This window comes from Paenibacillus sp. S02 (assembly GCF_019454065.1).
GTDB lineage: Bacteria > Bacillota > Bacilli > Paenibacillales > Paenibacillaceae > Paenibacillus > Paenibacillus polymyxa_B.
In genome coordinates this window covers 4,057,772-4,084,142 of the sequence record NZ_CP073682.1, presented here as the reverse complement: position 1 = coordinate 4,084,142, position 26,371 = coordinate 4,057,772, and the positions used below count along the sequence as shown (strand labels likewise).

Genomic DNA, 26,371 nt, shown 5'->3' with positions numbered 1-26,371 from the left:
GGAACCCTATGTTCCGAATATAAAGCGGGTTTCGACGGGACGAAGGAGGACAAGGCTCACATGAAAAAAATTCAGACCTGGAACGTCGGAAGATGGAGAAGAAAAGGTATCGAAATTTTGGCGATGGGACATACGCTTGTGCTGCTGATCATGGGCTCGGCGCTTTTATTTGTCGTTTTGGGGCTAGGGGGATTGGCAGAAAATCGTCTACAAACATCTCCTGTTTCTTCGATGAAAGGATTGGCAGGTTCGGTGTCTAGCGGTTTTTTTGCGGATATGCTAGGTATGGAAGTACCGCATTTGGCACAAAAGAAACAGCAATCTTCGTTGTCGGGTGAACAATGGTCGCCTTTTGTTTTTCAGATGCTTACAGGAATTAATCCGCAGGATCCCAAAAGTCTCATTTCTCGTGAGATTCCTGGCATGTCTGCGGGAGCGCCTGTCTTGCTGCGCAAGGGTTCGGGGAACACAAAGGTAGAGGGTCCTACGGATTATCAGCCCGATCAGGGAACGACGGATGCCCCTGGTGGCTCAGATGCAACTGAGAACCCGCCGATTCATGGTTCTACTACGCCAGATATTCCAACAACACCGGAAACGGATCCTGCACGTGAGGATCATCCAGGTGATACGGCCAAAGGGGACAAGCGTATATTAATCTACCATTCTCATCCCAGAGAAGCATATAACCCACTACTCAGCAAAACCAGTTCCAACCCCAATTCAGGTTCTAAATCAGCCAATGTGTCAAGGGTAGGAGACTTCGTAAAGAAAAGGCTGGAAAAGCAAGGGATATCCACACTGCATGTAAACAAGGATTATGCCACTACAGTTCAAAATTACAATTGGAACTATTCCTATAAATATTCACGCGAAACAGTCAAGGAAGCTTTAGCTGGAAATAAAGGTTTAACTTATTTACTTGATATCCATCGAGATTCACAACGTCACGGAAAAACAACAGCAACCATTAATGGGCTCTCTTATGCCAAGGTGTATTTTATTATCGGACATGACAACAAAAATTGGCGCGAAAATGAAGCTTTTGCTGCTCGTATTCATGAAAAGCTGGAAAAATCGTATCATGGCGTATCACGTGGTGTATGGGGGAAAGATGGTGGCAAAGGCAACAACGGTGAATACAATCAAAGCTTATCTTCGCATAGCATTTTAATTGAAATCGGGGGTATTGACAACACCGAGGAGGAGTTGAAACGCACCTCAGACGTTTTGGCGGACATGATCGGTGAAGTGTATTGGGAAGATCAGAAAGCTCAGAAAGCGGGCACTAACGTATCGGATACAAAAAAGAGCAACAGCGGCAATTAAATGAGGTAGCGGTAAGGGGGAAAGGTAATGTCTGGACATTTTCGTAAGAAAGCACTTGGATTTGTATTGCTCATGGGGGCAGGCATTCTACTCGGTATGCAACTGGCAGGATCTGGCCTGCGTTCAGTGTATGGACCGGAATGGAACGGGGATACGATTCAATCGGTAAATCAACAGAAAGTCGGATATGAACAGACGGTTATTGAGGATACACCCGCAGCTAACGCTCGTGCATATAGCGGTACGTATAGCACAAGTGGAAATGTTAAGGTTGAGCCGAAAACGGGAGCGGGTATAAATGAAGCTAGTGGAAGGAAAGAAAATGAGGAGCAGACGGAACTCGGGGCATCCAGGTGGTATTCGACGACTGCGCAGCATGTCAATACTCAGGACCTGGAGACGCCTCGTGAACTGTTAGCCGTCAAGGGAGAGCAAGCTTCGGTGGATACCATGGCGGACAAAACAGCTGGGCTGCTTCAAAACCTGTCGAGACAGGGCATTCGATGGGTCGTATCTGTATTTGATGGAGTAACAGAATAGAAATATTGCTGACCCCCCGTACAACTGCTATAATAAGCTGATTGACACTAGGCATTGTGTGGGGGTAAGGCATGACTGACATTTTGGCAAGACAACGTAAAATTCGGAACTTTAGTATCATTGCACATATAGACCATGGTAAATCCACGCTGGCTGACCGGATTTTAGAATATACCGGTGCACTCACTTCCCGTGAAATGCAGGAGCAAGTGCTTGACCAGATGGATCTGGAACGGGAGCGCGGGATTACAATCAAGCTCCAGGCAGTGCGACTCACTTATAAGGCCGATGACGGCGAAGAGTACATTTTGAATCTGATTGATACACCGGGACACGTCGATTTTACGTATGAGGTTTCCCGAAGCTTGGCGGCCTGTGAAGGGGCCTTGCTAGTTGTAGACGCGGCACAGGGTATTGAAGCACAGACATTGGCTAACGTATATTTGGCGTTGGACAACAATCTGGAAATTCTGCCGGTGCTTAACAAAATTGATTTGCCAAGTGCCGATCCTGAACGGGTGAAGCAGGAAATCGAGGATGTTATCGGCTTGGATACGAGCGAGACTGTCCACGCATCGGCCAAAGCTGGAATCGGTATCAAGGAGATTTTGGAACAGGTGGTCAGAAGCGTACCTGCTCCGCAAGGGAATCCGAATAATCCGCTGAAGGCGCTTATTTTCGATTCGCATTATGATCCATATAAAGGCGTTATTGTGTATGTCCGCGTCGTAGATGGTAGCATCAAGGCAGGCTCCAAAATTAAAATGATGGCGACCGATAAAACGTTTGAGGTTATCGAGGTAGGAGCCTTCATGCCACGTATGAGCATCGTGGACGAGCTGAACATCGGTGATGTTGGTTTTATCGTTGCTGGTATCAAGCATGTGGGTGATACGCGTGTCGGGGATACGGTGACAGATGCAAAAAATCCAACATTAGAACCGATGCCAGGCTATCGGAAAATTAATCCGATGGTATATTGCGGTCTGTATCCAATCGAAACATCGGAGTATAACGATCTGCGTGAGGCGCTTGAAAAGCTACAACTGAACGATGCTTCGCTCAGCTTTGAGCCAGAAACATCAAGCGCGTTGGGTTTTGGCTTCCGTTGTGGATTCCTTGGTCTGCTTCATATGGACGTTATTCAGGAACGGATTGAACGTGAATTTAACATTCCACTGATTACAACGGCACCAAGCGTTATTTACCGTATTAAGTTGACGAATGGGGAAACGATCCAGATCGACAACCCATCGAATTATCCGGAAATCGGACGGATTGAACATGTGGAAGAGCCTTATGTTAAAGCAGGTATTATCGTCCCTAATGATTACGTAGGTACGGTGATGGAGCTTTGTCAAACTAAGCGTGGTGAGTACGTAAATATGGAATACCTGGATACGACACGGGTAACCATTACGTATCAAATTCCGCTGTCAGAAATCGTATATGATTTCTTCGATCAGCTTAAATCAAGTACCAAAGGCTATGCTTCCTTTGATTATGAGATTTCAGGCTATCGCCAGTCCAACCTGGTGAAAATGGATATTTTGTTGAATGGCGAGCAGGTCGATGCGCTGTCGTTCATCGTGCATAGAGATCGGGCTTATCATCGCGGACGTATCATCTGTGAGAAGCTGCGCGAGCTTATCCCGCGTCAAATGTTCGAGGTGCCAATCCAGGCATCTGTGGGAACAAAGGTCGTGGCGCGTGAAACCGTTAAGGCGATGCGTAAAAACGTCTTGGCCAAATGCTACGGCGGCGATATTTCCCGTAAACGGAAGCTGCTTGAAAAGCAAAAAGAGGGCAAGAAGCGTATGAAGCAGGTCGGTAACGTAGAAGTACCACAGGAAGCATTTATGGCGGTACTGAAAATAGATGAGTAAAGCTGCTTGAATCAGCAGTATCGTATTGAATTCGGTACATCACAAATGTGTGTATAAATTGAATACACATAAGCAACAACAGCATGATTCTGTAGTAGCTTAGGTACAATCACTCTGTGATTACCCTAAGGTATTACGATCCGCTTGATTCCAAGCGGTATTCGTCCATTCTTTCATGGGGCATTTGCCGTGCATGGAGAATGGACGTTATTTATTTGAGCAAGCTATCCAGAGATGGAGTATTTGTTATCTCAGTTGCAAAAATAGTATAACAACAGTATCTTTAGCGTATCTCTAAAGGTGCTTTACTCTTACTGCAACACCTACATCACAAAAAATGACCGATGGTGGTGGGCAGCAGCGGAGTGGATGGAATCGTTCTGAAGAAGCGTTAGCGTTCGCCTTTATCCCCGGATTTTACCCTATTAAGTTTATTTACAAAGAAAAAATCCGGGGGTAACAGCGATCGGAAGAATGATCCATCCACGGAGCGTTCTCCCCCCTCTTCGCCATTTTTTTCAATCACCACACCCTGAATTGACAAGGAGGATCGGTATGACCGCATCCATACAAAAACATGAACATTCATCCGCGCCTCAAGCGGTTTACCTGCATATACCTTTTTGCACGAATAAATGCTTTTACTGTGATTTCAACTCTTATGTGCTCAAGGATCAACCTGTTATGGAATATCTGTATGCACTGGAACGGGAGATGGAACATACAGTCAAGCTTCACCCGCCAGGAGAGATTAAAACCATTTTTGTCGGGGGCGGAACACCAACTACCTTAAACCCGAAAGAAATGGAATATTTCCTGAAGAGCGTCCGAACCTATTTCCCAAATTGGGCGGAAGATATTGAGTTTTCCATGGAAGCCAATCCAGGCACCACTGATTTTGAAAAACTCTCTGTGATGAAAGAAGGCGGCGTCAATCGCCTCAGCTTTGGTGTACAGGCTTTTCAGAATGAGCTACTCACAGGCATAGGTCGTATTCACAGTACAGATGACGTATATCGCAGTTTGGAAAACGCCCGTAAGGTTGGCTTGGACAACCTGTCGATTGACCTGATGTTCGGTTTGCCGAACCAAACGGTGGAGATGCTGCATGAAAGCGTCAGTAGAGCGCTAGAGCTGGAGCTTCCTCATTACTCTATCTACAGCTTAAAGGTTGAAGAAAACACACTCTTCCATACACTGTACCAGAAAAATCAGTTGCCACTTCCACATGAGGATGACGAACTGGAAATGTATTTACTCCTCATGCGTCGCATGAAAGAGGCGGGGTATGAGCAGTATGAGATTAGTAATTTCGCAAAACCAGGCTTGGGGAGCAAGCACAACATGACCTATTGGCGAAATGAGGACTATTACGGTCTCGGCGCTGGGGCACATGGATATGTTGGCAGAGAGCGTCATATGAACATTAAGGGCATTAATCCGTATGTGGAGGCTAGTCGTAATGGTTTACCACGTCTGGATAGCTTTGAGGTGCCGGCGGCGGAAGCCATGGAGGATTTTCTTATGGTCGGTTTGAGAATGCTAGAGGGCGTTTCCAAGTCCCGCTTTGAAGCTCAATTCGGTCAGGCGTTGGAGGATACGTTTACTGCTCCTCTCGGAAAAATGCTCAATGCGGGGTTAATCGAATCAATTGAGGACGGTTATCGTTTGAGTGAACGCGGCATTTTATTCGGAAATGATGTATTTGCAGAGTTCATCGGTTCAATCACGGTAAATTCATAAGTCGTAAGTCGTAGGCTTCAATACAGCACGTTTCAACTTCGTAAGCTGGGACAATCATTTTATAACACCATTCTGTCATAGCAGGGTAAATGGAGTATTGCGATTCTATGCGTGATGTTGTATATTTATTCATTATATGCGGCAAGCGGCAGGAGGAGAGCAAGATGGCTTCAGTGTGTAAAGATGTATTGTGCAGAAGTGCGGTTCCTGAGGATGTGGAGCCTTTATATCAAATGATTAGCGGCTATGCAGAGCGAGGGATTATGCTGCCACGTTCGAGGGAAGTGCTTACGCGCCAACTGGAGCTGTTTATTGTTGCAGAGGTGGACGGCGAAGTTGTTGGTTGTGGTTCTTTATGCAAATTGGGCGCTGATCTGGTAGAGATTCGCTCCCTTGGCATCTCTGAGGGACATAAAGGTATGGGTATTGGCTCCAAGCTCGTGGAGGGCCTTATTATAGAAGCACGGCGGCAACGTATTCCTAAAATTATGGCATTGACCTACGAGGTCTCCTTTTTTATAAAAAACGGTTTTGATGTAGTAAGTAAAGAGATTTTCCCTGAAAAGGTATGGACCGACTGCATTCACTGTAGTAAACAAAACAATTGTGATGAAATCGCAGTGTTGAAAGTACTGAACTGACCTGTCATTAATGAGGTCAGTTTTTTTCATCAGGCCATAATCGTGCGTATGCTATTCAGCCTACATTATTTAATCCTGGTTCATTTCTCATATGCTTTTAGCAACCACCAAATGAATTGATGATGAGGCTCCAGTTCGGAAGGTATTCCATTCAGGCTTCTTATAGGATGGTCCTTATGATAATCAGTATCATTATAAAAGTATGCAGTGCCGTCTAATGGAACTCGGTATTTATATTTATACAAGGCGACAACATATCTTTCAGACGCTCCGCTTCTGCTTGGGCTATATGTATATCCTTCCCAATCGGCTAGTGTTAAATCATTGTAATGTTGTATTGCCGATATACTGTATTTTATTTGCTTGGGAATACTAGGACTGAATTCTTGAGGGTAAAACAAAATGGTATTCCACATGCTTAAAAGTATTGTAGGAACCAAGACCAAGGCATAACATAGGGGTCTTAATTTACGAATTAAATGGATGGCTGAAATAATAAGGGCTGCATTGAGGATGAAAACTAATGGCAAAGCAGCTATTCTTCCTAGTCCTGTATACGGAAACAATTTGATTAAAATCTGAAACATGCAAATTGTAGGTAAAAGTGCGATCGATGCGTATAAAAGGTTGCGGCGATTAGTTCTCAAATTTAATTCCTCCTCAAGGACAAAAAGGATGTAACGGTATAAAGACATAGTCTCGAACGAATTTTCTGTTTTTTGAATCTCTATACATAAATACGGTTTTAATACGATGAATAATGAGATTTTTCGCAAAAAAGTGTAAACGGTTTGCATTTGCTGCAGTAAACTAAACTGTTGTAATAAATCTTGTTTATTGAAAATACTGATCTGACTTGACAATGATCAGGTCGGTTTGGTATTTTTGTATTATCGGTTAGCACTCATCGCGAACGAGTGCTAATGATTCCATTTAACAATCATGCTATTATGGATAAACAACAAGGGGGGATTCGCTTGTTAACCGAACGTCAGAGACTCATTCTGAATGCGATTATTGATGACTACATTCGTTCGGCAGAGCCAGTGGGTTCCCGCAGCATATCCAAAAGGCAGGATGTCGGATTCAGCCCGGCCACGATCCGTAATGAAATGTCGGATTTGGAGGAACAGGGCTATCTGGAGCAACCCCATACTTCTGCGGGACGCATCCCGTCTCATAAAGGCTATCGTTATTATGTGGACCATCTGGTGCCACTGAATACACTGAAGCCTATGGAAATGCGGGAACTGAAAGCCTTTTATGCCGAAAAGCTGAATGTAATGGAGCAAGTGATCCAGCATGCGTCAGGCATTTTGTCCCATATGACCAATTATACTTCCATCCTGCTTGGGCCGGAGGTTTTTCATACTTCATTGCGTCATTTTCAGCTGCTGCCGCTCAACGAAACGACGGCTGTAGCGATTATCGTGACCAATACCGGTCAGGTGGAGAATAAAACGGTAGATATTCCACCGGGAATTTCGATTTCCGAGATGGAGAAGGTTGTGAATTTACTGAACAGCAAGCTGGTCGGTGTGCCGATTTATCAGCTTAAATCACGCCTTTACACCGCACTTGGTCAGGAGATGGAGAAGCATGTGTCTCATTTTGAGGACGCTATGAAGGTGCTGGATAAAGCACTGGATAATGAATCGGATCAGCGCTTGTATTTGAGCGGTGCGACGAACATGCTCAATCAACCTGAATTTAAAGATGTAGAAAAGGTTAAACATATTCTCGATCTGCTGGAGGAAACACCAACGCTGCTTAAACTAATGACACCTGTTGCCGGGGCACCTGAAATTCAAGTCCGCATCGGCACTGAAAATGATCATGAGGCGTTTGCCAATTGCAGCCTGATTACTGCTACGTATGCAGTAGACGGAGAAGCGTTGGGCACTATAGGCATACTGGGTCCGACACGGATGGAATATGCGAGAGTTATTAATATTTTGGGTATCCTGTCTAAGGATTTGACCGCAATGCTAACGCAACGGTTTAAATAGAACAAGACCGCATAGGTTGCGGTACTACATGTTCCGCGCCGGGATACGGTTTGTATCCTGCGCGGGTGCATTGTTGCGTGTTTTTGTAAAGGCAGTTATGACTTGAAGGAGGTGAAACATTTTGAAGGAAGAACAAGCGTTCCAAGAAGAAAAACAACAAAATGTAAGCACAGAGGAAGCCGCCGAAACGAGCCAGCAGGAAGAGCCGGTTAATGAAGCGGCAGCACTGGAAGACCAAGAAAGCGAAACAGAGCTGACTAAGCTTCGCGCACAGGCGGAAGAGCATCAACAGCGGTTTTTACGCGCTCAGGCGGATTTTGATAATTTTCGCCGTCGTACGCTGAAAGAAAAAGAAGACCTTGCCAAATATGCATCTATGAAGCTGGTTACCGAGTTGGTGCCTGTTTTGGATAACTTCGAGCGTGCGCTGGCAACAGCACCGCAAGGAGCGGAGTCTGAGTCATTCAGCAAAGGCGTGGAAATGATTTTCCGCCAGTTTGAGAGTGTGCTTCAGGCAGAGGGTGTAACGGCCATGAATTCGGTGGGACAACCGTTTAATCCGGATTTCCATCAGGCTATTATGCAGGTGGAGAGCGAAGAGCATGAGGAAGGCATCGTCGTTGAAGAGGTACAAAAAGGATACATGCTGAAGGACAAGGTGCTTCGTCCAGCGATGGTAAAAGTGAGCATGTAGCTTTTTCAATATACATTAGAAATACATCATTTTGATTCAACCATTCTGGCCTGCGGGCCTCGTATATACAGAAGGAGGAATTGTCCGATGAGCAAAGTAATCGGTATTGACTTAGGTACAACCAACTCTTGTGTGGCTGTTATGGAGGGCGGCGAAGCGGTCGTTATTCCAAATCCGGAAGGCGCACGCACAACCCCTTCCGTTGTTGGTTTCAAAAAAGATGGAGAACGTACTGTAGGGGAAACGGCAAAACGCCAAGCAATTACGAACCCGGATCGTACAATTATGTCCATCAAACGTCACATGGGTACAAACCATAAAGAAAGCATTGACGGCAAGGAATATTCCGCACAGGAAATTTCCGCTATGATTTTGCAAAAGCTGAAATCCGATGCTGAAGCTTACCTGGGACAAACGGTTACTCAAGCTGTTATTACTGTTCCAGCTTACTTCAATGACGGTCAACGTCAAGCAACCAAGGATGCAGGTAAAATTGCTGGTCTGGAAGTTCTGCGGATTGTCAACGAGCCAACAGCAGCTGCATTGGCATACGGTATGGAAAAATCCGAAGACCAAACGATCCTCGTGTATGACTTGGGTGGCGGTACATTCGACGTATCCATTCTGGAACTGGGCGACGGTTTCTTCGAAGTTAAAGCAACAAGCGGCGATAACAAGCTGGGTGGCGATGACTTTGACCAAGTGATTATTGATTACCTCGTAAATGAGTTCAAAAAAGATCAAGGCATCGACCTGAGCAAAGATAAAGCTGCTGTACAACGTCTGAAAGATGCAGCGGAAAAAGCGAAAAAAGAACTGTCCGGCGTACTGACAACGACGATTTCTTTGCCGTTTATCACAGTAGCTGATGGCGTTCCACAGCATTTGGAGTTGAACCTGACTCGTGCGAAATTTGAAGAATTGTCTGAAGGTCTGGTAGAACGTACATTGGGACCTACTCGTCAAGCAATGAAAGATGCAGGCATGAGTGCCAGCGACATCGACAAAATCGTTCTGGTCGGCGGTTCCACACGGATTCCGGCTGTACAAGAAGCAATCAAAAAGCTGACAGGTAAAGAGCCACACAAAGGCGTAAACCCTGATGAAGTGGTAGCTTTGGGCGCGGCAGTTCAAGCGGGTGTACTGACTGGTGATGTGAAAGACGTCGTTCTCCTTGACGTAACTCCACTGTCCCTCGGTATTGAAACCGCAGGTGGCGTGTTTACTAAAATGATTGATCGTAACACGACGATCCCTACGAGCAAATCGCAGGTATTCTCGACATATGCCGACAATCAGCCTAGCGTAGAAATTCACGTGTTGCAAGGTGAACGTGAAATGGCAGCAGGCAACAAAACACTGGGTCGTTTCCAATTGGGAGATATCCCTCCAGCACCACGTGGTGTACCACAAATCGAAGTTACCTTTGATCTGGATGCGAATGGTATCGTGAACGTATCCGCTACAGATAAAGGCACAGGCAAAAGCCAAAAAATTACGATCACATCTTCCAGCGGCTTGAGCGACGAGGAAGTAGAACGTATGATGAAGGATGCCGAGTTGCATGCGGAAGAAGATAAAAAACGCAAAGATTTGGTAGAAGCGAAAAATGCTGCGGATCAACTGATCTACTCTGTAGACAAAACGATTAAAGATCTGGGCGAAAAAGCGGATGCAGGCGAAGTCGAAAAAGCAAATGCAGCTAAAGAAAATCTGCAAAAAACGCTGGAAACCGACAACCTGGAAGACATCAAAAAAGCTACTGAAGAACTGACTGAAATCGTTCAGCAATTGTCTGTGAAGCTATATGAGCAAGCTGCTCAAGAAGCACAGGCTCAACAAGCTCAAGATGGCGCAGCAGACAGCAAAGGTCGCGACAATGTGGTTGACGCGGACTATGAAGTTGTTGACGAAGACCAGAAGAAAGACTAAGCTACGGATCGGGTAGTGGTAGCTTTACGGTACACCGATGCGTTATGATATACTGAATAGTAATTGCAGCGTAGCTGCCTTGATAAATAACAATTAGCCGAAGGGTAACAGTTATTTCCAAGATAAATAAGCATATTACGGGTTGTACTGCCTTGAAATGATGGGAAGGTCAAAGCCGGGTCATCCCGTGCCTTTGGCTTTCCTTTTATATGTAGTGCAGACACGTTGTAGGCATGGGGGTGGAACATTGGCTGATAAGCGTGATTATTATGAGGTGCTGGGCGTCGCGAAGGGCGCTTCGGATGAAGAAGTCAAAAAGGCTTACCGTAAGCTTGCGCGTCAGTATCATCCGGACGTGAACAAGGCTGCGGACGCGGAAACTAAATTTAAAGAAGTGAAAGAAGCTTACGATGTTCTCAGCGATGGTCAGAAGCGGGCAAGATACGATCAGTATGGTCATGTAGACCCGAACCAGGGCATGGGAGGCGGCTTCGGTGGTGGCGCCGACTTCGGTGGCGGGTTTGGCGATATTTTTGATATGTTCTTTGGCGGCGGCAACGGTCGACGTGATCCGAATGCACCGCAACGTGGGAACGATCTTCAATATACGATGACGATTGAATTCAAGGAAGCGGTGTTCGGTAAAGAAACCGACATTCATATTGAACGTACGGAAACATGTGATACGTGTCACGGTACGGGAGCCAAAGCGGGTACTCAACCACAAACCTGCTCCGTCTGCCACGGCAGCGGACAGGAAGAAGTGGTGCAGAATACACCGTTTGGTCGTATGGTTAATCGACGCGCCTGCTCCAATTGCGGCGGTTCCGGTAAAATCATTAAAGAAAAATGTACGACTTGTAGCGGTTCGGGTCGGGTACGCAAGCAACGTAAAATTCATATCCGCATTCCAGCGGGTGTGGATGACGGCGCACAAATGCGTATTAACGGTGAAGGCGAAGGCGGTGTCAACGGAGGACCGGCAGGTGATTTGTACGTCGTGTTCCGTGTGAAGTCGCATGACTTCTTTGAGCGTGAGGGAGACGATATCTACTGTGAAATTCCGCTGACGTTCTCACAGGCAGCATTGGGAGATGAAGTCGAGATCCCAACGTTGACCGAGAAAGTGAAGCTGAAAGTTCCAGCAGGTACGCAAACAGGTACTTACTTCCGTCTTAAAGGAAAAGGTGTGCCAAAACTGCGTGGCGTAGGTCAGGGTGACCAGCATATTAAGGTCGTTGTGGTAACGCCTAGCAAGCTGAGTGAGGAACAAAAGGATTTGCTGCGTCAGTTCTCTTCGCTTAGCGGAGAGCAGACACATGAGAATGAGCAGTCTTTTTTTGACCGTGTGAAGCGCGCCTTCCGAGGCGACTAAGCCCAATTAGGAATCGCGGAGCTTCAACCATGAATCAAAGGAAACTATTCCGCAATTGCGGGATAGTTCCTTTTTTTATATTCACGTAAACACATACATAACCATTTTTGTATAGGCATGTTGAACTGTCGAGACTTAATATCAAGTAGAAAGGGGTGAGTTCCATCGGAAATGTACAGCTCAAGCTACGTCGGGGTAAACCGCTACTAAAGCTCAGAGGCCTAATTACACTGCTAGTATGTCTAGTTATGGCACTTGTGCTTCTGCCTGTAACCCTGTTATTTGCTGAGAGAGTGGAACATGAAACTGAGAAGGGACTGGAAGAAAAGGCAATGTCCATTGCGCGTACACTCGCCCATACCCCGCTTATTGTCGAGCAATTGCAAGGGACAGGTTCGTCTCCTTCCATGCAGGAGTATGTGAAGAGGGTTTCAGCAGCAAATCACATCCAGTTTATCGTGGCTATGGATATGAAGGGAATTCGTAAAACGCACCCGGATGCTAGGATGATCGGCAAAGCCTTTGTCGGCGGAGACGAGTATACTGCACTTCATGGCCATGAGAGCGTGTCCGTTGCGAAGGGAACATTGGGCTTGTCCATGCGAGCCTTTTCCCCCGTGTTCAGTTTAACGGGGAAACAGGTAGGGGCGATTGTTGTGGGTATATCCATGCAAGATGTACAGATGGCTCAGGAAGGCAACAACCGTCTTATTGCTATCGCCATTGGCACTGGTATGTTGATTGGTACTGGAGGTGCGGTTGTGCTGGCTCGTAAAATCAAAAATATGCTAGTCGGACTGGAGCCGCCGGAAATCGCACGCTTGCTGGAGGAACGCAGCGCTATGTTGCAATCCATCAAGGAAGGGGTTATTGCGGTAGATGAATTCGGTCGCGTCATGCTGATGAATGCAGAAGCGATACGTCTGCTTAGGCAAGCGGGGATTGAAGATTTCTCATTCTCCGGACAGGAGATTACCGTTTATTTATCCGCTTTTCGATTGCAAGAGGTCTTGGAAGCGAGTACTCCACAGATGGATGAGGAAATGGAGCTGGGTGGAATAACCTTGCTGACCACCAGTGTTCCGATACAGGTCAAAGGAGAAATTGTGGGAGCAATTGTAACCTTTCGAGATAAAACGGAGATGAACCAGCTTGCGGAACGTTTGACAGGAGTGTCCCTGTACACGGAAGCACTACGTGCGCAGGCTCATGAATTTATGAACAAGCTGCATGTCATTATGGGGATGGTACACTTGCGAATGTACGATAAACTGGAGCATTACATTATGGATGCCGTCGAGCATCATCAAGTGGAGATTGGCTCCATCACCCGGCAGATCAGGGACCCAGTTATGGCAGGGTTTGTGTTGGGGAAATTAAGTCGGGCCAGGGAAGTAGGGGTGAATTTTGAACTGACTCCAGGTAGTTACTTGCCCGAATCCAGTCAAACTCAGACGACGCATGAACTGATTACTATTCTTGGCAATCTGTTTGATAATGCGGTGGAGGCGATGGAATCTTTGGAGCACAAGCGGATTACCCTTTCACTTTATTATGAGGAAAGCCAGAAGAACGGCTATCTGACCTGTATTATGTGCGATAATGGTCCGGGTATACCGGAAGGGCTTGTGAAGGCTATATTTGAAAAAGGTTTTTCGACCAAGGGAGAGTCACGAGGGATGGGTCTTTATCTGGTGACGCAAAGCGTGAAAAGATTACAGGGAAGTATAAAGTTGATCCCAGCCGAGCAAGGGTGCTGTTTTCAGATTGCGATTCCATACATTATAGCGGGGAATGATGAACATGATTAATGTCCTGATTGTAGAAGATGATCCGATGGTTGCGGAATTTAACCGCAAATATATGGAGCAGGTGGAAGGTTTTCGATGTGGGGGTTGGGCTTCTTCTGTGGAAGAGGCTAAGAAATATATAGCTGAACAAGCCATTGATTTGATATTGCTAGATGTGTATATGCAGGAAAGCAATGGCCTCGATTTACTGTCATTCATACGGGAGACAGGTGTAAATATAGATGTCATTGTCATCTCGGCTGCAAGTGACATGAACAGTGTCAAAAAAGCGATGAACTTTGGCGCGGTGGATTACTTGATTAAGCCGTTCCACTTTAACCGTTTTTTGGAGGCCCTCACGGGGTACCGAGAGCACATTAGCATCGTGCGTGAGCGCAGCCTACTTTCGCAGGAAGAACTGGACCGACTGATTTATCATAAAAGCTTGACTAAAGACTTGGCACGGTTGCCCAAAGGCATAACTAAATCCACGCTGTCTATGATATGGAATTGTATCCAGCGGCATAATAAGGTGCTATTTTCCACCGAGGATATCGCGGAGAGCGCAGGGATATCCAGGGTGTCTATGCGCAAGTACCTGGCTTTTATGACAGAGATTGAGGCTCTTTCCATGGAAACCATATACGGTACCATAGGGCGCCCTGTTTACCAATACCGAATATTGCCACAGGCAGAAGGCATCATGAATAGTTTTATTTAAATCTTCTTTCTGATTACTTTAATTACAAAAGTGAATGATTAGTTTTAAAACCAAATAAAGCGTTTTCCAAGGTGTAGAATGGAAACATGATCATCATTCTTCACTTTATGGAGGGAGATTTATGGAAAATGCTACGAATCAGCCTGTCATTCAAAAGGGGCAAAGATGGAGTAAAAATTTTGTAGATGGCATCAGAATACTGGGTAGGGTAAAGGTAGGAGTTATTCCTCTTCCACTCTATGCCGTGATCGCGCTGATTGTTTATGCAGCTGCAATTACTGAAAGACTTCCGAATGATCTGTTAGGCGGGTTTGCCGTCATCATGATTTTAGGTATACTGCTCAGTGATCTAGGGGCCAAGCTTCCGTTGCTTAAGCATATTGGCGGACCGGCCATTTTATCTCTTATGGTTCCATCGTTAATGGTTTTTTGGAATATGTTCAGTCCATCTGCGATGGGTGCTGTACACACGCTTATGAAAACCTCGAATTTTCTTTACTTCTACATCGCATGTCTAGTAACGGGAAGTATTCTTGGCATGGATCGGAAAATGCTGATGAACGGAATTATCAAAATTTTTGCCCCCATTATTATAGGATCTATCGCAGCTGTTGCCGTGGGGATGGTGGTGGGTATGGCTTTTGGCTATAGCGCCTATCATACATTTTTTTTCATCATCATTCCGATTATCTCCGGTGGGATTGGGGAGGGCATTTTACCGTTGTCCATTTCGTATGGATTGGTGCTGGGCAAGGATTCCGCAGTATTCGTATCCCAGTTTATCCCGGCTGCAATTATCGGGAACATTGTTGCAATCATAGGTGCGGGTGTTCTGAAGAGATTAGCAGAGAAAAATCCAAAAACTTCAGGTAACGGGAGGTTATTAAAACTAGAGAAAGATGCAGACAAGTTAGCTCCAGCAAGTTTGGAGCAATCGATTTCTTTTCCATTGATGGGAGGAGGTCTGCTGTTAGCTTGCACTTTCTTTATTGTGGGTAAGTTGCTGGAGCCGTATCTCCATATTCCAGGTCCGATCCTCATGATTCTGGCGGCGGCATTAATTAAGTGCATTCAGATCATGCCGAACACATTGGAGCAGGGAGCTTTTCACTTGTACAAATGTATAACGGCAAGTCTGACGTGGCCCTTGATGGTGGGATTGGGTATTTTGTATGTACCTTTGGATAGTGTAGTTGGGATTTTAACGGTTCCTTATGCCATCACCTGTGCATCTGTTGTAGTTGCATTGATTGTTACCGGATACTTCACAGGAAAATGGATTCACATGTATCCCGTAGAAGCTGCTTTGGTGACTAGCTGTCGCGGTGGATTAGGGGGGACGGGAGATGTAGCCATTCTGTCTGCGTCCAATCGGATGGAACTGATGCCTTTTGCGCAAATTGCAACACGTATTGGAGGGGCAGGCACGGTCATTTTAGCAACTTTGTTACTCCAATTATGGAGCTGATGAGTTTTATACACAGGACTGAGATTCATATCCAAATAGAGACATGAAAGGACGGAGAAAAATATGAGCAGTTTAATAGATGAAATTAGAGAATTACATGCAGGTGGCAAAATGGAGACCTTACCAAAGAAGCCAATTGAAACGATGGAGGGGCTGTCCAAAGTTTATACGCCGGGTGTAGCTGAAATCTGTATGGAAATCGCCAATGACCCAGCCAAAGCGTATCAATTAACGATCAAAAAGAATACAGTAGCAGTCGTATCAGACGGAACCGCGGTACTTGGATTAGGAGATATCGGCCCGGAGGCCGCTATGCCTGTGATGGAGGGTAAAGCAGTGTTGTTCAAACAATTTGCAGGTGTTGACGCCTTCCCAATCTGTCTCAACACTAAGGACGCTGATGAAATTGTTCAAATTGTCAAAATGATTGCTCCTGCCTTTGGCGGCATTAATTTGGAAGATATATCTTCGCCACGCTGTTTTGAAATCGAGAGACGGTTGAAGCAGGAACTAGACATTCCAGTATTTCATGATGATCAGCATGGTACGGCAGTCGTTGTATTAGCGGGTCTGGTCAATGCATTAAAGGTATGTGGCAAAAAAATGGAGGATGTCAAAGTTGTATTTGCAGGGATCGGTGCGGCGGGTATGGCCTGCTCCCGTATGCTGCTCAAGGCAGGTGTGCGCAATCTGATTGGCGTTGATCGACAGGGAGCTATTCATCGTGACGTGGAGTACAGTAACCCGCATTGGACAGAGTATGCGAACATGACTAATCCGCACAATTTAAGTGGAAGTTTATCCGATGTGATTGTGGGAGCCGATGTGTTCATCGGTGTGTCAGGCCCGAATATACTGACTGTGGAGGATATACAGAGCATGGCAACTGATCCTATTGTGTTCGCCATGGCGAATCCGAAGCCGGAAATTGATCCGGCTGTAGCCGCACCTCATGTACGTGTGCTTGCTACCGGCCGCTCCGATTTTCCAAATCAGATTAACAATGTGCTATGCTTTCCGGGAATTTTCCGGGGTGCTCTAGATTGCCATGCTACGACGATTAATGAGGAAATGAAACTAGCTGCCGGACTTGCCATCGCTGATGCGATCTGTCCTGAGGAGCTAAGTGAAACTTATATCATACCGAATGTTTTTAATCCGAAGGTGGTTCAAAAGGTACGGGATGCTGTCATTCGTGCTGCATTGGAGACAGGAGTGGCCAAGTCAGGTGAAGCTCCGGCTGCTACTTTACACCCGTAAAAGTTATATTCTTCACAAACTATGGTTCACAGTCTTGGCCTGATGTTCTCGATACCGCCTGATCCGTCTAGCTTCGTAGGGAATATAAAATCGTGCCAATGAGCAGGATATAACAAAGCGTAACGCTCTATGCTCTTGAAGAGCAGTTGCGCTCAATACTACACAGGGAGATTTTGAGATGGGCGAAAAAAATATTTTGGCGTATTTCAAAAGTCCTGAGGAAGCACAGGGAGCCGCTAGAAAACTGGAAGCTCTCCGGGTAGCCGATGTGTCGATAGACCGATTTAGCCGGTATCCGCGGCAGTCTACTGGCAACGCCGGATTGCCTGTATTTTCAGGACAGATTAGCAGCTTGTCCTCACTGACACAGGGCGTGGACTTTACAGATGCAACTCCAGCAATACTGGCTGCAGCTGATCCGTCCGCCAGTGGCATGAGTGATGGAGGACAGGGCGGACCGACGGGCCGTGATATTTTGTTGACTGCTGTGGTGGATGAATCCATTCATCATCAGGCGATGTCCATCGTGGAACAAGCGGGTGGAATGCTGTGAAAAGTTTGGAAGGAGTAGTGACCGATGTCCAAAAACAAACGGTTTGATAAAGTGCTGACCAAAACGGAGAAAATCAAACGCATGCAATCTGCTAAAAATGAAGATGTAGAGTTCTCGTCAGATCAGGCAGATGCTGAGGATCTAGAAGCGATCCGGCGTAGCGAAGTAGCTGACCGTCGTCAGCAGCGTATCATAATCGACAATGAGTAGAATTTAATAAGACGGGTTATCTCCATTAATAAGGATGATTTGTGGGATAGCCCGTCTTATTTGTGTTCTTTCTTCTTTCTCTTCATTATCCGCTGTATGCTGTTGCACTAAAAACAAGAGGACCGGCGACGAAAGCAGTAGTCGCAGGCGTTTGATTTTCAATAATCAGTTGGTAGTTTTGCACGCCCAGAGGCGCGACGTCTACCGTTTCGACATTAAGAATAATATTGTTATCGAAGACATTGGATTCCAGTCCGTAATAAATTTCCTTGCCGGCTCTCCATATACGTACAAGCACTCTAATGTTGCCGGCACCGACAAAACGTAGTCCAATCGAGGCTTTTAACTCTACTCGGTTGTTGACAGCTCCAGGAATAGCAGGATCAATAAATACAGACGTCGTAGCAATTCCAAGTCCGGCTGGAGAAATCGGAACAGGAAGATTTATACCATTAGTGATAGGTGTAATAACACTGGCATTATAATCTAACACTGTCTTTGCCATACTAAATCACTCCTTTTCTAGTATATTGTATTGTATGTACTAGAGTTAAGGGTGCCTGGACTAAAAGAGAGGACAACAAATACAAGCTCTACAAAAAATATTTTGAGCACCGATAATATTAGCTTTTTTGAACTCCTGTGCATGTATATAGTACAATGTAATGTATGCATGTGAAATGAGGAGGAAATGAAAACCATGTTGTGGAATGAAATTACAATACATACAACCGAAGAAGCCATCGAAATGATTTCGAATTTTCTGCACGAAGCAGGTGCAGGAGGGGTTTCCATTGAAGAATCCGGTTCGCTCAACAAGCCGCGGGATACGTCCTATGGACAGTGGTATGATCGGCCTTTGAACGACATACCTGAAGGACAAGCGATCATCAAAGGCTATTTTGCCGAAGAAGTGGACATGGATCGTATTCGTTCGCAGATTGAGCCGCGCGTCGAAGAATTGAGAACTTTCGATATTGATCCTGGTGAGGTTCAGTATGAGCTGAAAACAGTTGATGAGGATGACTGGGCAAATGCTTGGAAGCAATATTTCAAGCCTTTGCGTGTGTCGGATCGTCTGACGATTAAACCCACTTGGGAGGACTATGAGCCTGCGAGTGAAGAGGAAAAAATCATTGAGCTGGACCCTGGTATGGCCTTTGGGACCGGAACGCATCCTACGACATCCCTTTGCCTGAGAACGCTGGAATCTGTGATTAAGGGTGGAGAAGAAGTCATTGATGTCGGCACGGGGTCCGGTATTTTGGCCATTGGAGCTGTAAAGCTGGGAGCGAAGCATGTACTTGCCTTGGATCTGGATCCGGTGGCAGTATCCAGTGCGCGGGAAAATACGCGTTTGAACGGACTGGAGGAACGCATTACCATTAAAGAAAGTGATTTGCTATCTGTGCTTAATGCAAGCGATCCAACGCTGGGTATCCAGTTACCGGTCAAGCTGGTGGTAGCTAATATATTGGCAGAGATTATTTTGCTGTTCATTGATGATGTATATAAAGCCCTGGAACCAGGTGGTATTTATATTGCTTCAGGGATTTGGAAGAACAAAGAAGAAGTTGTCGAAACTGCGTTGAAGGCAGCTGGCTTTGAGATTGCCGAAATAAGCCGGGATGAAGATTGGCTGGCGTTTGTGGCGAGAAAGAGGTAAGTATGGATTTTTTACAAAATATTTTTCGTGTAAATTTAAATGTTCTTCCCTTTTATTTACTGGCTGTGATCATATCGTTCACGGTTCATGAGTTTGCACATGCGTATTATGCCAATAAATTTGGCGACCCTACAGCCAAGCTACTTGGGCGCGTGACTTTAAATCCGGCAGTGCATATTGACCTGCTGGGTACGCTGCTGCTGTTGATCGGAGGCTTTGGCTGGGCCAAGCCAGTTCCGGTTAATCGTGACAATTTTAGCCGTCCGCGCCTCATGGGCACTATCGTATCGGCTGCGGGTCCGCTCAGCAATCTGTTGCTTGCATTTGTTACTACTTTGATCTATGCCGTGCTCCTTCATTTTCAAGTATTGCCGGGGATGGAGAACCAACGGGTGGCTCAAGCAATCTATTTGTTTATCAATGCCCTGATCAATTTAAATCTGTTTTTGTTTATCTTTAATTTGATCCCACTGCCTCCACTGGATGGATACCGGATTGTGGAAGATGTGGCTCCCACTCCTGTACGCCGCAAACTCCAGCAGTTTGAACAGTGGTCGATCTTTATTTTTCTACTTATACTGGTCATTCCGCAGGTTCGAGCTGTAACGATTGAACCTCTTTACACGCTGGCCCAGATGATTTATATACAGTTTTTGCAGTTCTCTTTTTATATCACTGGATTATTCGGAGCCTAAGGGCTCCTTTTTTTACGAGAATAGGTAGGTATAACCTGAATGGAAGAGGGAACAGACTGGTCATACAGGCGCAAAAGATGATATGATGTTGCTTGGTGATTTATTCGGATTTTGTACGGAACATTAGTGGATAATAGTTATTTTTAGAATGAGGATTTTGCAAAAATCCAATAAGCGACTTCCAATGAACAAGATATAGATCGAAATGGTCTAGTTCGTCTAGATATTGCACTTTGGAGCGACTGGAATTGAATTTTGCAAAATCCAGGAATAGGTGTGAGAGAGAATGCAGCGTTATTTTATTCCGACAGAGCAATTTCTAGAAGATCACGTGATTGTTGCGGGTGAGGACGCGCGACATATCGCTAAAGTCATGCGGGGCCGTAGTGGTGACAAAATTATAGTTAGTGACGGGGTATCTAGGGAAGCGCTGGCTGCATTGGATACGATTGAGCAGGATCATGTTACGGCGACGATTATTGAGCCGCTGAAGATGACCTCTGAACCGCATGTGCAGGTCACCATTGCTCAGAGTCTTCCTAAAGGAGACAAGATGGAGACGGTGATGCAAAAATGTACAGAAATCGGAGCAACCGGGTTTGTACCGTTTTTGTCCGAGCGTACGGTCGTGCAGTATGATGCCAAAAAAGAAGGCAAGCGACTGGAGCGTTGGCGCAAGATTGTGAAGGAAGCGGCTGAACAAAGCCACCGTAACCGGATTCCAGAAATTAGCGCGCCCATGACGTGGAAAGAACTTCTGGCTTCTTTTGCTGGGTATGATTTGATATGTTATTGTTATGAAAAAGAGCAGGGTAAACAGCTACGGGATGTAATCCAGCCTTTGGCAGGACAATGGGCGTCGACGGACATGCCGCGTGTTCTGCTGGTGGTAGGCCCGGAAGGCGGCTTTACTGAAGCGGAAAGCCTGGAGGCCGAGCAGGCTGGGGCCCAGTCTACAGGACTGGGAAGACGTATTTTGCGTGCTGAGACCGCAGGAATGGCTGCATTGGCATGCATTTTATATGAGACAGGAGAAATGGGAGGGGTTTAATATGCCGTCAGTGGCATTTTACACATTGGGCTGTAAGGTAAACTTTTATGATACAGAAGCGATCTGGCAGCTGTTTAAAAATGAAGGTTATGAACAGGTGGACTTTGATGAGCAGACTGCTGATGTCTATCTTATTAATACATGTACCGTTACGAATACTGGTGATAAAAAGAGTCGTCAGATCATTCGCCGCGCGATTCGACGGAATCCAGATGCCATTGTGGCAGTGACGGGCTGCTACGCCCAAACTTCTCCTGCCGAAATTATGGATATTCCTGGCGTTGATCTCGTTATCGGGACTCAGGATCGGGACAAAATCATTCCGTTCGTACAGGAAATTCAAGAAACGCGTCAACCGGTGAACGCCGTGCGCAATATTATGAAAACGCGTGTATTTGAGGAAATGGATGTGCCTGATTTTGCTAATCATACTCGGGCCTTTTTGAAAATTCAGGATGGGTGCAATAACTTCTGTACCTTCTGCATCATTCCGTGGTCGCGGGGTCTATCCCGCAGTCGTGACGCTGCGAGCATTATTGCACAGGCGCGTCAACTGGTACACGCAGGCTACAAGGAAATTGTACTCACAGGTATCCACACTGGCGGTTATGGTGATGACATGGATAATTATGACCTATCTGATCTGCTGTGGGATCTGGAGAAGGTGGAAGGGCTGGAGCGTATCCGTATCAGTTCGATTGAAGCCAGCCAGATTGATGAAAAAATGCTTGATGTGCTGAACCGTTCTACCAAGCTGGTTCGTCATTTTCACATACCGCTTCAGGCGGGGGATGACACTGTATTGAAACGGATGCGTCGCAAGTACACGACAGAAGAGTTTTATAACAAAATGCTTATGATTCGCAAAGCAATGCCAGATGTAGCGATTACAACGGACGTGATTGTCGGCTTCCCTGGGGAGACGGATGAAATGTTCCGCAATGGCTATGAGCTGATGAAAAAAATCGGTTTTTCGGAAATGCACGTGTTCCCGTACTCCAAGCGCAGTGGAACTCCTGCGGCGCGTATGGAGGATCAGGTGGACGAAGACGTGAAAAATGCACGAGTGCATGAGCTGATACAACTGTCAGAGCAAATGCAACTGGCGTATGCTGAGAAGTTTGTAGGTCAGGTGCTGGAGGTCATTCCGGAAGTTGCGCCGAAGGGGACCGAAGATAGCGGTATACTCCATGGATATAGTGACAATTATATTCAACTGGCGTTTGAAGGTACTGAGGATCTGGTTGGCAAGGTATGCCGCGTGAAGCTAACGAAGGCAGGCATTAATGAAAGTGAAGGCCAATTGGTTCGCGTACTAGAGAATGGGCTGCAAACAGCTCTGTAAGAACAAAAAAGCCTGAACAGGCAATAGAGATGGCAAACAAGGATTTCGCCTTTCCTTACAGAGAGGACGGAATCCTTGTTGCGCAAGGAAGGGAGATTACAGGATGGCAGCAAAAAAGGAAATTTCCGCAGGCGGCGTTGTGTTTCGCAAGCAGGGGGAGCAGCTTGAAATTCAGCTCATTACTGACCGATATGGCAAGGTATCCTTGGCTAAAGGGAAAATGGAGTTGGGGGAAACAATCGAACAGACGGCTTTACGTGAAATTCGCGAGGAAACAGGGTTGAACGGGCGGATTATCCAGCATGTAGATATGATTGCTTATACGTATCAGCATCCGGAATTTGGGGAAGTGGATAAAGAAGTACACTATTATCTTGTAGAGGCACTGGATGGGGATTTACAGGCGCAGATCGAAGAAATTAAAGGAGTTGCGTGGCATACGCCTGAGGAAGCATGGCTTCTCCAGCGCCAGGGTGGATATGACAATAATGATGTCATTTTGAGCAAGGCGCTGTCCATGCTAGGAATTAACGTTTGATTCTGTGGGGAGATATACGATCTTCTAAACGCGTCCATACAGGTAGATAGCAGAGAGGCAAAACCAGCAGAGAGCTAATGACGTTAAACAGGGTTTGGGCATGGGCCACCTTGGCTCCGGGCTCGGTAGATATCCAGGCGGCGGCCATTTCCAGCCCAGGGATCAACGGCATAAAGAGCAATGCTCCGCCTACGTTCAGCAGCACGTGGGACCAGGCCACAAATTTGCCGGGCACGCTGCCGCCAACAGCGGCAATCAGAGCGGTTACGCAGGTGCCTACATTGGAGCCGATGACGATGGCGATTCCCACATCGGCTGGCAAGGCACCCGCAGCGGCAAGGCTGATCGCCATGCCAATGACGGCTGCGCTACTGTGAACCAGTGCGGTCAGGCAGGCTCCCGCAGCAAAGGCCCACCACATGTTGGCTGCAGCGTGATCAAGAAACCAGCGGAATAGTCCAGCCTGCTCAATCCATGGTCCGACCGTTTGCATTACGCGGATACCTGCCAGAATCAGCGAAAATCCAGCAAAAACGAGGCTGATATATTGTACAGCCTGCGGACGGCTAAGCCCATTGGAGCCGGGTGAAGCTCCGGCGGACGCATACTGACGACTGGGGACAGCTTCACCCCACAGGACGGCAGTGCTCCAGCAGAGCAGTGAGCCGCAGAGCAGCGGAACAGCCAGCATGCCAAGCTGGAGCCCCATCAGCTCGGTGGTCAGGCAGGTGCCGATATTGGTGCCGAGAATGATGCCGAGCGTGCGGCCGTAGGTCAACAGCCCGGCGTTGACCAGTCCGATCGTCAGCACCGTTACGGCGGTGCTGCTTTGCAGCAAGGCGGTAATGCCTGAGCTGAACAGCATGCCCCGCCAAGGGGAAACTGTGGCGCGGTTCAGCCAGCGGGTGAGGAAGGGACCGGCCAAATGCCGGAGAGCTGCTTCCATCAGCTTCATCCCGCCCAAAAAAATAAACAGCCCGCCGCACAGTGGCAAAATAACGTGTATAAACACGAGCATAAACCTCTCTTCTAAGGTAATTTAATGTTGGTGACTTAGGCAACTTACAGCGAATTTTGATCTTTCGATCGCTATTACAATGCCTTGAAATCAGGATATTTTCATGAATTACTTTTGACGTTAACCGAAGCATATTGATTCTTACACAGTAACGCTAAACCAGTTATGTAACAGCCTATGATCTACCGAGGACAGCCATGACAAGCATGGCCGAACTGTTTTTTTTATAGAACGATAATTTTTGTAGTATCTTCACAAGCTTTAAAAGCGTGACGTCGATATACAGGCGGGCAGTAGCGAAGCGGATCATTTGAATCTGGAGAAGCGAGAGCGTTCGCCTTTGCAGGGGGATTCTTACCATTAAAATCATTTATAAAATCCAAAGAATCCCCGTGCAACAGCGATCGTAAGATCAAATGATCCGCGGAGCCGCGCCCCTATCGAACAACGTTTTAACACTTTGAGTAATCCAAGAATGGGAGTGAAGGATTTTGCCTTCAGTAATATTAGAACGCAGCCGTAAAAAAAGGCTGGAGCACGCACACCCTTGGGTGTTTAAAAACGAAATAGCCAAGATCGAAGGGGACCCAGAGGCAGGCGATTTGGTCAGTATCGTTAACCATCAGGGGCGTTATTTGGCGACAGGTTACTATAATCCAGCTTCACAAATTACAGTGCGTGTAATGTCCTACGAGCCGCTGGAAGCAATGGATCAAAACTTTTTTGCCCAACGCTTTCGCAAATGTCTGGAGCACCGCGAACGTTTTGTGACCGGGGGAGACGCTTATCGGTTGGTGTACGGCGAGGCTGATTTTTTGCCTGGGCTGATTGTAGATCGATTTGGTGATGTGTTAGTCGTGCAGTTGTTAACGCTTGGCATGGATCGGCGCAGGGAAGAAATCAGGGATGCGCTCGTTGAAGTAGTGGGTCCTGTTGGTATATATGAGCGCAGTGATGTATCCATCCGTGAGCTGGAAGGATTGGAACAAACGAAGGGTCCTTTGTACGGTGATTGCCCGCGTCATGTGGTGGTGACGGAAAATGGCCTGCAAATCAAGGTTGATATCGTAGAGGGCCAGAAGACGGGGTATTTCTTTGACCAGCGTGAAAATCGTGCGGCTATAGCACCGTTGATGACAGGTTGGGGAGCACGTAGTGGAATTACGCTACAAGAAGTAGCGGCAGACTCAGGCGATGCGGGCACAACGGTCATGAAGCCAGTGAATAAAAGTGGTAAGGTTGTTGAATTCCCATTCTGGGATGGCGCAACCGTATTGGAATGTTTTTCGCATACGGGAAGCTTTACGCTCAATGCATGTAAACATGGTGCTAAAAAAGTAACTTGTCTTGATATTTCTGAGCATGCGATTGAAAGTGCGCGGGATAATGTCAAGCTGAACGGTTTTGAGGAACGCGTTGAGTTTGTCGTCGACGATGCTTTTCAATATTTGCGCAATCAAGTGAAGGGTGTAGAGGAACGCAATGCACGAGCCGGGGGCAAAGGAGATACATCCAAGCCGCTGACAGCAGGTGGCGGACGCACCTTTGACGTGGTCATTCTTGATCCACCAGCCTTTGCCAAAACGAAGAATGCTGTCCAAGGAGCTACACGTGGATATAAAGATATAAACCTGCACGGGATGAAGCTGGTCAATGAGGGCGGCTATCTAGTGACAGCGAGCTGCTCGTTCCATATGCGGCCAGAGTTGTTTTTAGATACCATTAAGGAAGCGGCGGCAGATGCCGGTAAAATCCTTCGTCTGGTAGACTGGAGAGCGGCTGGTAAAGACCATCCTCAAATTTTGGGTGTGGAGGAAGGCCATTACTTGAAATTCGCCATCTTTGAGGTGCGCAGCCGGACACAGCTGTAGGTTTCATACAAGGTCAAAGTCAATCGCCTTTTTGGT

Annotated in this window: 24 protein-coding genes; 21 read left to right on the top strand and 3 right to left on the bottom strand. The window is 46.5% G+C overall.

Going from position 1 to position 26,371, the window contains the following annotated elements:
- Nucleotides 1-60 precede the first annotated feature (60 nt).
- The 5 genes from KAI36_RS18100 (at nucleotide 61) to KAI36_RS18080 (ending at nucleotide 6,139) form a co-directional block, all read left to right on the top strand.
- Complete coding sequence (locus KAI36_RS18100) at nucleotides 61-1,329, top strand: stage II sporulation protein P (protein ID WP_220025628.1); 1,269 nt, start codon at nucleotides 61-63, stop codon at nucleotides 1,327-1,329.
- Between the two features lie 27 nt (nucleotides 1,330-1,356).
- Nucleotides 1,357-1,869: a hypothetical protein gene (locus tag KAI36_RS18095; RefSeq protein ID WP_220025627.1), complete on the top strand. Its 513-nt coding sequence runs from the start codon at nucleotides 1,357-1,359 to the stop codon at nucleotides 1,867-1,869.
- 71 nt (nucleotides 1,870-1,940) lie between these two features.
- On the top strand, nucleotides 1,941-3,755 hold the full coding sequence (lepA, locus tag KAI36_RS18090; RefSeq protein ID WP_025723342.1) for a translation elongation factor 4: 1,815 nt from the start codon (nucleotides 1,941-1,943) through the stop codon (nucleotides 3,753-3,755).
- A 555-nt stretch (nucleotides 3,756-4,310) separates the two neighbouring features.
- Entirely contained in the window at nucleotides 4,311-5,498 is a 1,188-nt protein-coding gene (gene hemW, locus KAI36_RS18085) for a radical SAM family heme chaperone HemW (protein WP_025723343.1), read from the top strand.
- Nucleotides 5,499-5,662: 164 nt separating this feature from the next.
- Complete coding sequence (locus KAI36_RS18080) at nucleotides 5,663-6,139, top strand: N-acetyltransferase (RefSeq protein ID WP_013311174.1); 477 nt, start codon at nucleotides 5,663-5,665, stop codon at nucleotides 6,137-6,139.
- 80 nt (nucleotides 6,140-6,219) lie between these two features.
- Here KAI36_RS18080 and KAI36_RS18075 read toward each other — a convergent pair whose 3' ends face one another.
- Complete coding sequence (locus KAI36_RS18075) at nucleotides 6,220-6,786, bottom strand: hypothetical protein (RefSeq protein WP_258382194.1); 567 nt, start codon at nucleotides 6,784-6,786, stop codon at nucleotides 6,220-6,222.
- A 330-nt stretch (nucleotides 6,787-7,116) separates the two neighbouring features.
- Here KAI36_RS18075 and hrcA point away from each other — a divergent pair, with 330 nt between their 5' ends.
- The 10 genes from hrcA to KAI36_RS18025 all read left to right on the top strand — a co-directional run bounded on the left by hrcA (nucleotide 7,117) and on the right by KAI36_RS18025 (nucleotide 18,151).
- The gene (gene hrcA, locus KAI36_RS18070; protein ID WP_013372178.1) at nucleotides 7,117-8,148 is read left to right on the top strand and encodes a heat-inducible transcriptional repressor HrcA; all 1,032 of its coding nucleotides are present in this window, start codon (nucleotides 7,117-7,119) and stop codon (nucleotides 8,146-8,148) included.
- Nucleotides 8,149-8,269: 121 nt separating this feature from the next.
- Nucleotides 8,270-8,842, top strand: a complete 573-nt coding sequence (gene grpE, locus KAI36_RS18065) for a nucleotide exchange factor GrpE (RefSeq protein ID WP_013311172.1) — start codon at nucleotides 8,270-8,272, stop codon at nucleotides 8,840-8,842.
- Between the two features lie 87 nt (nucleotides 8,843-8,929).
- Nucleotides 8,930-10,774 (top strand): molecular chaperone DnaK, encoded by a 1,845-nt coding sequence (gene dnaK / locus KAI36_RS18060; protein ID WP_023989512.1) that lies wholly within the window; start codon nucleotides 8,930-8,932, stop codon nucleotides 10,772-10,774.
- Between the two features lie 247 nt (nucleotides 10,775-11,021).
- Complete coding sequence (dnaJ, locus tag KAI36_RS18055; RefSeq protein WP_220025626.1) at nucleotides 11,022-12,149, top strand: molecular chaperone DnaJ; 1,128 nt, start codon at nucleotides 11,022-11,024, stop codon at nucleotides 12,147-12,149.
- Nucleotides 12,150-12,304: 155 nt separating this feature from the next.
- Nucleotides 12,305-13,960 (top strand): DcuS/MalK family sensor histidine kinase, encoded by a 1,656-nt coding sequence (gene dcuS / locus KAI36_RS18050; RefSeq protein WP_220025625.1) that lies wholly within the window; start codon nucleotides 12,305-12,307, stop codon nucleotides 13,958-13,960.
- Nucleotides 13,953-14,660, top strand: a complete 708-nt coding sequence (gene dcuR, locus KAI36_RS18045; RefSeq protein ID WP_160789664.1) for a two-component system response regulator DcuR — start codon at nucleotides 13,953-13,955, stop codon at nucleotides 14,658-14,660. Before dcuS ends, dcuR begins: the two co-directional genes overlap by 8 nt.
- 121 nt (nucleotides 14,661-14,781) lie before the next feature.
- Nucleotides 14,782-16,128, top strand: coding sequence for a 2-hydroxycarboxylate transporter family protein (locus KAI36_RS18040; protein WP_220025624.1), 1,347 nt, complete (start codon nucleotides 14,782-14,784; stop codon nucleotides 16,126-16,128).
- Between the two features lie 63 nt (nucleotides 16,129-16,191).
- The gene (locus tag KAI36_RS18035) at nucleotides 16,192-17,388 is read left to right on the top strand and encodes an NAD(P)-dependent malic enzyme (RefSeq protein ID WP_220025623.1); all 1,197 of its coding nucleotides are present in this window, start codon (nucleotides 16,192-16,194) and stop codon (nucleotides 17,386-17,388) included.
- A 178-nt stretch (nucleotides 17,389-17,566) separates the two neighbouring features.
- Nucleotides 17,567-17,941, top strand: coding sequence for a hypothetical protein (locus tag KAI36_RS18030; protein ID WP_013311164.1), 375 nt, complete (start codon nucleotides 17,567-17,569; stop codon nucleotides 17,939-17,941).
- A 24-nt stretch (nucleotides 17,942-17,965) separates the two neighbouring features.
- On the top strand, nucleotides 17,966-18,151 hold the full coding sequence (locus KAI36_RS18025) for a YfhD family protein (RefSeq protein WP_071641848.1): 186 nt from the start codon (nucleotides 17,966-17,968) through the stop codon (nucleotides 18,149-18,151).
- A gap of 85 nt (nucleotides 18,152-18,236) precedes the next feature.
- Here KAI36_RS18025 and KAI36_RS18020 read toward each other — a convergent pair whose 3' ends face one another.
- Nucleotides 18,237-18,656 carry a hypothetical protein gene (locus KAI36_RS18020; protein WP_025723349.1) on the bottom strand — a complete coding sequence of 140 codons (420 nt, stop codon included), beginning with the start codon at nucleotides 18,654-18,656 and terminating at the stop codon, nucleotides 18,237-18,239.
- 195 nt (nucleotides 18,657-18,851) lie between these two features.
- Here KAI36_RS18020 and prmA point away from each other — a divergent pair, with 195 nt between their 5' ends.
- The 5 genes from prmA (at nucleotide 18,852) to KAI36_RS17995 (ending at nucleotide 23,446) form a co-directional block, all read left to right on the top strand.
- Complete coding sequence (prmA, locus tag KAI36_RS18015) at nucleotides 18,852-19,817, top strand: 50S ribosomal protein L11 methyltransferase (RefSeq protein ID WP_023989505.1); 966 nt, start codon at nucleotides 18,852-18,854, stop codon at nucleotides 19,815-19,817.
- Nucleotides 19,818-19,819: 2 nt separating this feature from the next.
- Entirely contained in the window at nucleotides 19,820-20,512 is a 693-nt protein-coding gene (locus KAI36_RS18010) for a site-2 protease family protein (RefSeq protein ID WP_220025622.1), read from the top strand.
- Nucleotides 20,513-20,798: 286 nt separating this feature from the next.
- Entirely contained in the window at nucleotides 20,799-21,563 is a 765-nt protein-coding gene (locus KAI36_RS18005) for a 16S rRNA (uracil(1498)-N(3))-methyltransferase (protein ID WP_220025621.1), read from the top strand.
- Nucleotide 21,564: 1 nt separating this feature from the next.
- A complete protein-coding gene (gene mtaB / locus KAI36_RS18000) occupies nucleotides 21,565-22,908 on the top strand; it encodes a tRNA (N(6)-L-threonylcarbamoyladenosine(37)-C(2))-methylthiotransferase MtaB (protein ID WP_053325795.1) in 1,344 nt (447 codons plus the stop codon).
- A 103-nt stretch (nucleotides 22,909-23,011) separates the two neighbouring features.
- Complete coding sequence (locus tag KAI36_RS17995; RefSeq protein WP_025723354.1) at nucleotides 23,012-23,446, top strand: NUDIX hydrolase; 435 nt, start codon at nucleotides 23,012-23,014, stop codon at nucleotides 23,444-23,446.
- On the opposite strand, the gene KAI36_RS17990 is transcribed toward KAI36_RS17995, so the two are convergent.
- Nucleotides 23,436-24,458 (bottom strand): Na/Pi cotransporter family protein, encoded by a 1,023-nt coding sequence (locus KAI36_RS17990; RefSeq protein WP_220025620.1) that lies wholly within the window; start codon nucleotides 24,456-24,458, stop codon nucleotides 23,436-23,438. The genes KAI36_RS17995 and KAI36_RS17990 overlap by 11 nt on opposite strands.
- 497 nt (nucleotides 24,459-24,955) lie before the next feature.
- Between KAI36_RS17990 and KAI36_RS17985 the strand changes: the two genes are divergently transcribed.
- Nucleotides 24,956-26,335, top strand: a complete 1,380-nt coding sequence (locus KAI36_RS17985; protein WP_220025619.1) for a class I SAM-dependent rRNA methyltransferase — start codon at nucleotides 24,956-24,958, stop codon at nucleotides 26,333-26,335.
- The last annotated feature ends 36 nt before the right edge of the window (nucleotides 26,336-26,371 follow it).

Excerpts from the sequence above, each read along its gene's own strand:
- KAI36_RS18030 (WP_013311164.1), top strand. The coding sequence starts at position 17,567 with ATGGGCGAAAAAAATATTTTGGCGTATTTCAAAAGTCCTGAGGAAGCA.
- KAI36_RS18040 (WP_220025624.1), top strand. The coding sequence starts at position 14,782 with ATGGAAAATGCTACGAATCAGCCTGTCATTCAAAAGGGGCAAAGATGG.
- KAI36_RS18005 (WP_220025621.1), top strand. The coding sequence starts at position 20,799 with ATGCAGCGTTATTTTATTCCGACAGAGCAATTTCTAGAAGATCACGTG.
- KAI36_RS18035 (WP_220025623.1), top strand. The coding sequence starts at position 16,192 with ATGAGCAGTTTAATAGATGAAATTAGAGAATTACATGCAGGTGGCAAA.
- KAI36_RS18010 (WP_220025622.1), top strand. The coding sequence starts at position 19,820 with ATGGATTTTTTACAAAATATTTTTCGTGTAAATTTAAATGTTCTTCCC.
- KAI36_RS18095 (WP_220025627.1), top strand. The coding sequence starts at position 1,357 with ATGTCTGGACATTTTCGTAAGAAAGCACTTGGATTTGTATTGCTCATG.
- KAI36_RS18100 (WP_220025628.1), top strand. The coding sequence starts at position 61 with ATGAAAAAAATTCAGACCTGGAACGTCGGAAGATGGAGAAGAAAAGGT.
- hemW (WP_025723343.1), top strand. The coding sequence starts at position 4,311 with ATGACCGCATCCATACAAAAACATGAACATTCATCCGCGCCTCAAGCG.
- mtaB (WP_053325795.1), top strand. The coding sequence starts at position 21,565 with ATGCCGTCAGTGGCATTTTACACATTGGGCTGTAAGGTAAACTTTTAT.
- KAI36_RS18080 (WP_013311174.1), top strand. The coding sequence starts at position 5,663 with ATGGCTTCAGTGTGTAAAGATGTATTGTGCAGAAGTGCGGTTCCTGAG.
- lepA (WP_025723342.1), top strand. The coding sequence starts at position 1,941 with ATGACTGACATTTTGGCAAGACAACGTAAAATTCGGAACTTTAGTATC.
- dnaK (WP_023989512.1), top strand. The coding sequence starts at position 8,930 with ATGAGCAAAGTAATCGGTATTGACTTAGGTACAACCAACTCTTGTGTG.
- prmA (WP_023989505.1), top strand. The coding sequence starts at position 18,852 with ATGTTGTGGAATGAAATTACAATACATACAACCGAAGAAGCCATCGAA.
- KAI36_RS18025 (WP_071641848.1), top strand. The coding sequence starts at position 17,966 with ATGTCCAAAAACAAACGGTTTGATAAAGTGCTGACCAAAACGGAGAAA.
- KAI36_RS18020 (WP_025723349.1), bottom strand. The coding sequence starts at position 18,656 with ATGGCAAAGACAGTGTTAGATTATAATGCCAGTGTTATTACACCTATC.
- dcuR (WP_160789664.1), top strand. The coding sequence starts at position 13,953 with ATGATTAATGTCCTGATTGTAGAAGATGATCCGATGGTTGCGGAATTT.
- KAI36_RS17995 (WP_025723354.1), top strand. The coding sequence starts at position 23,012 with ATGGCAGCAAAAAAGGAAATTTCCGCAGGCGGCGTTGTGTTTCGCAAG.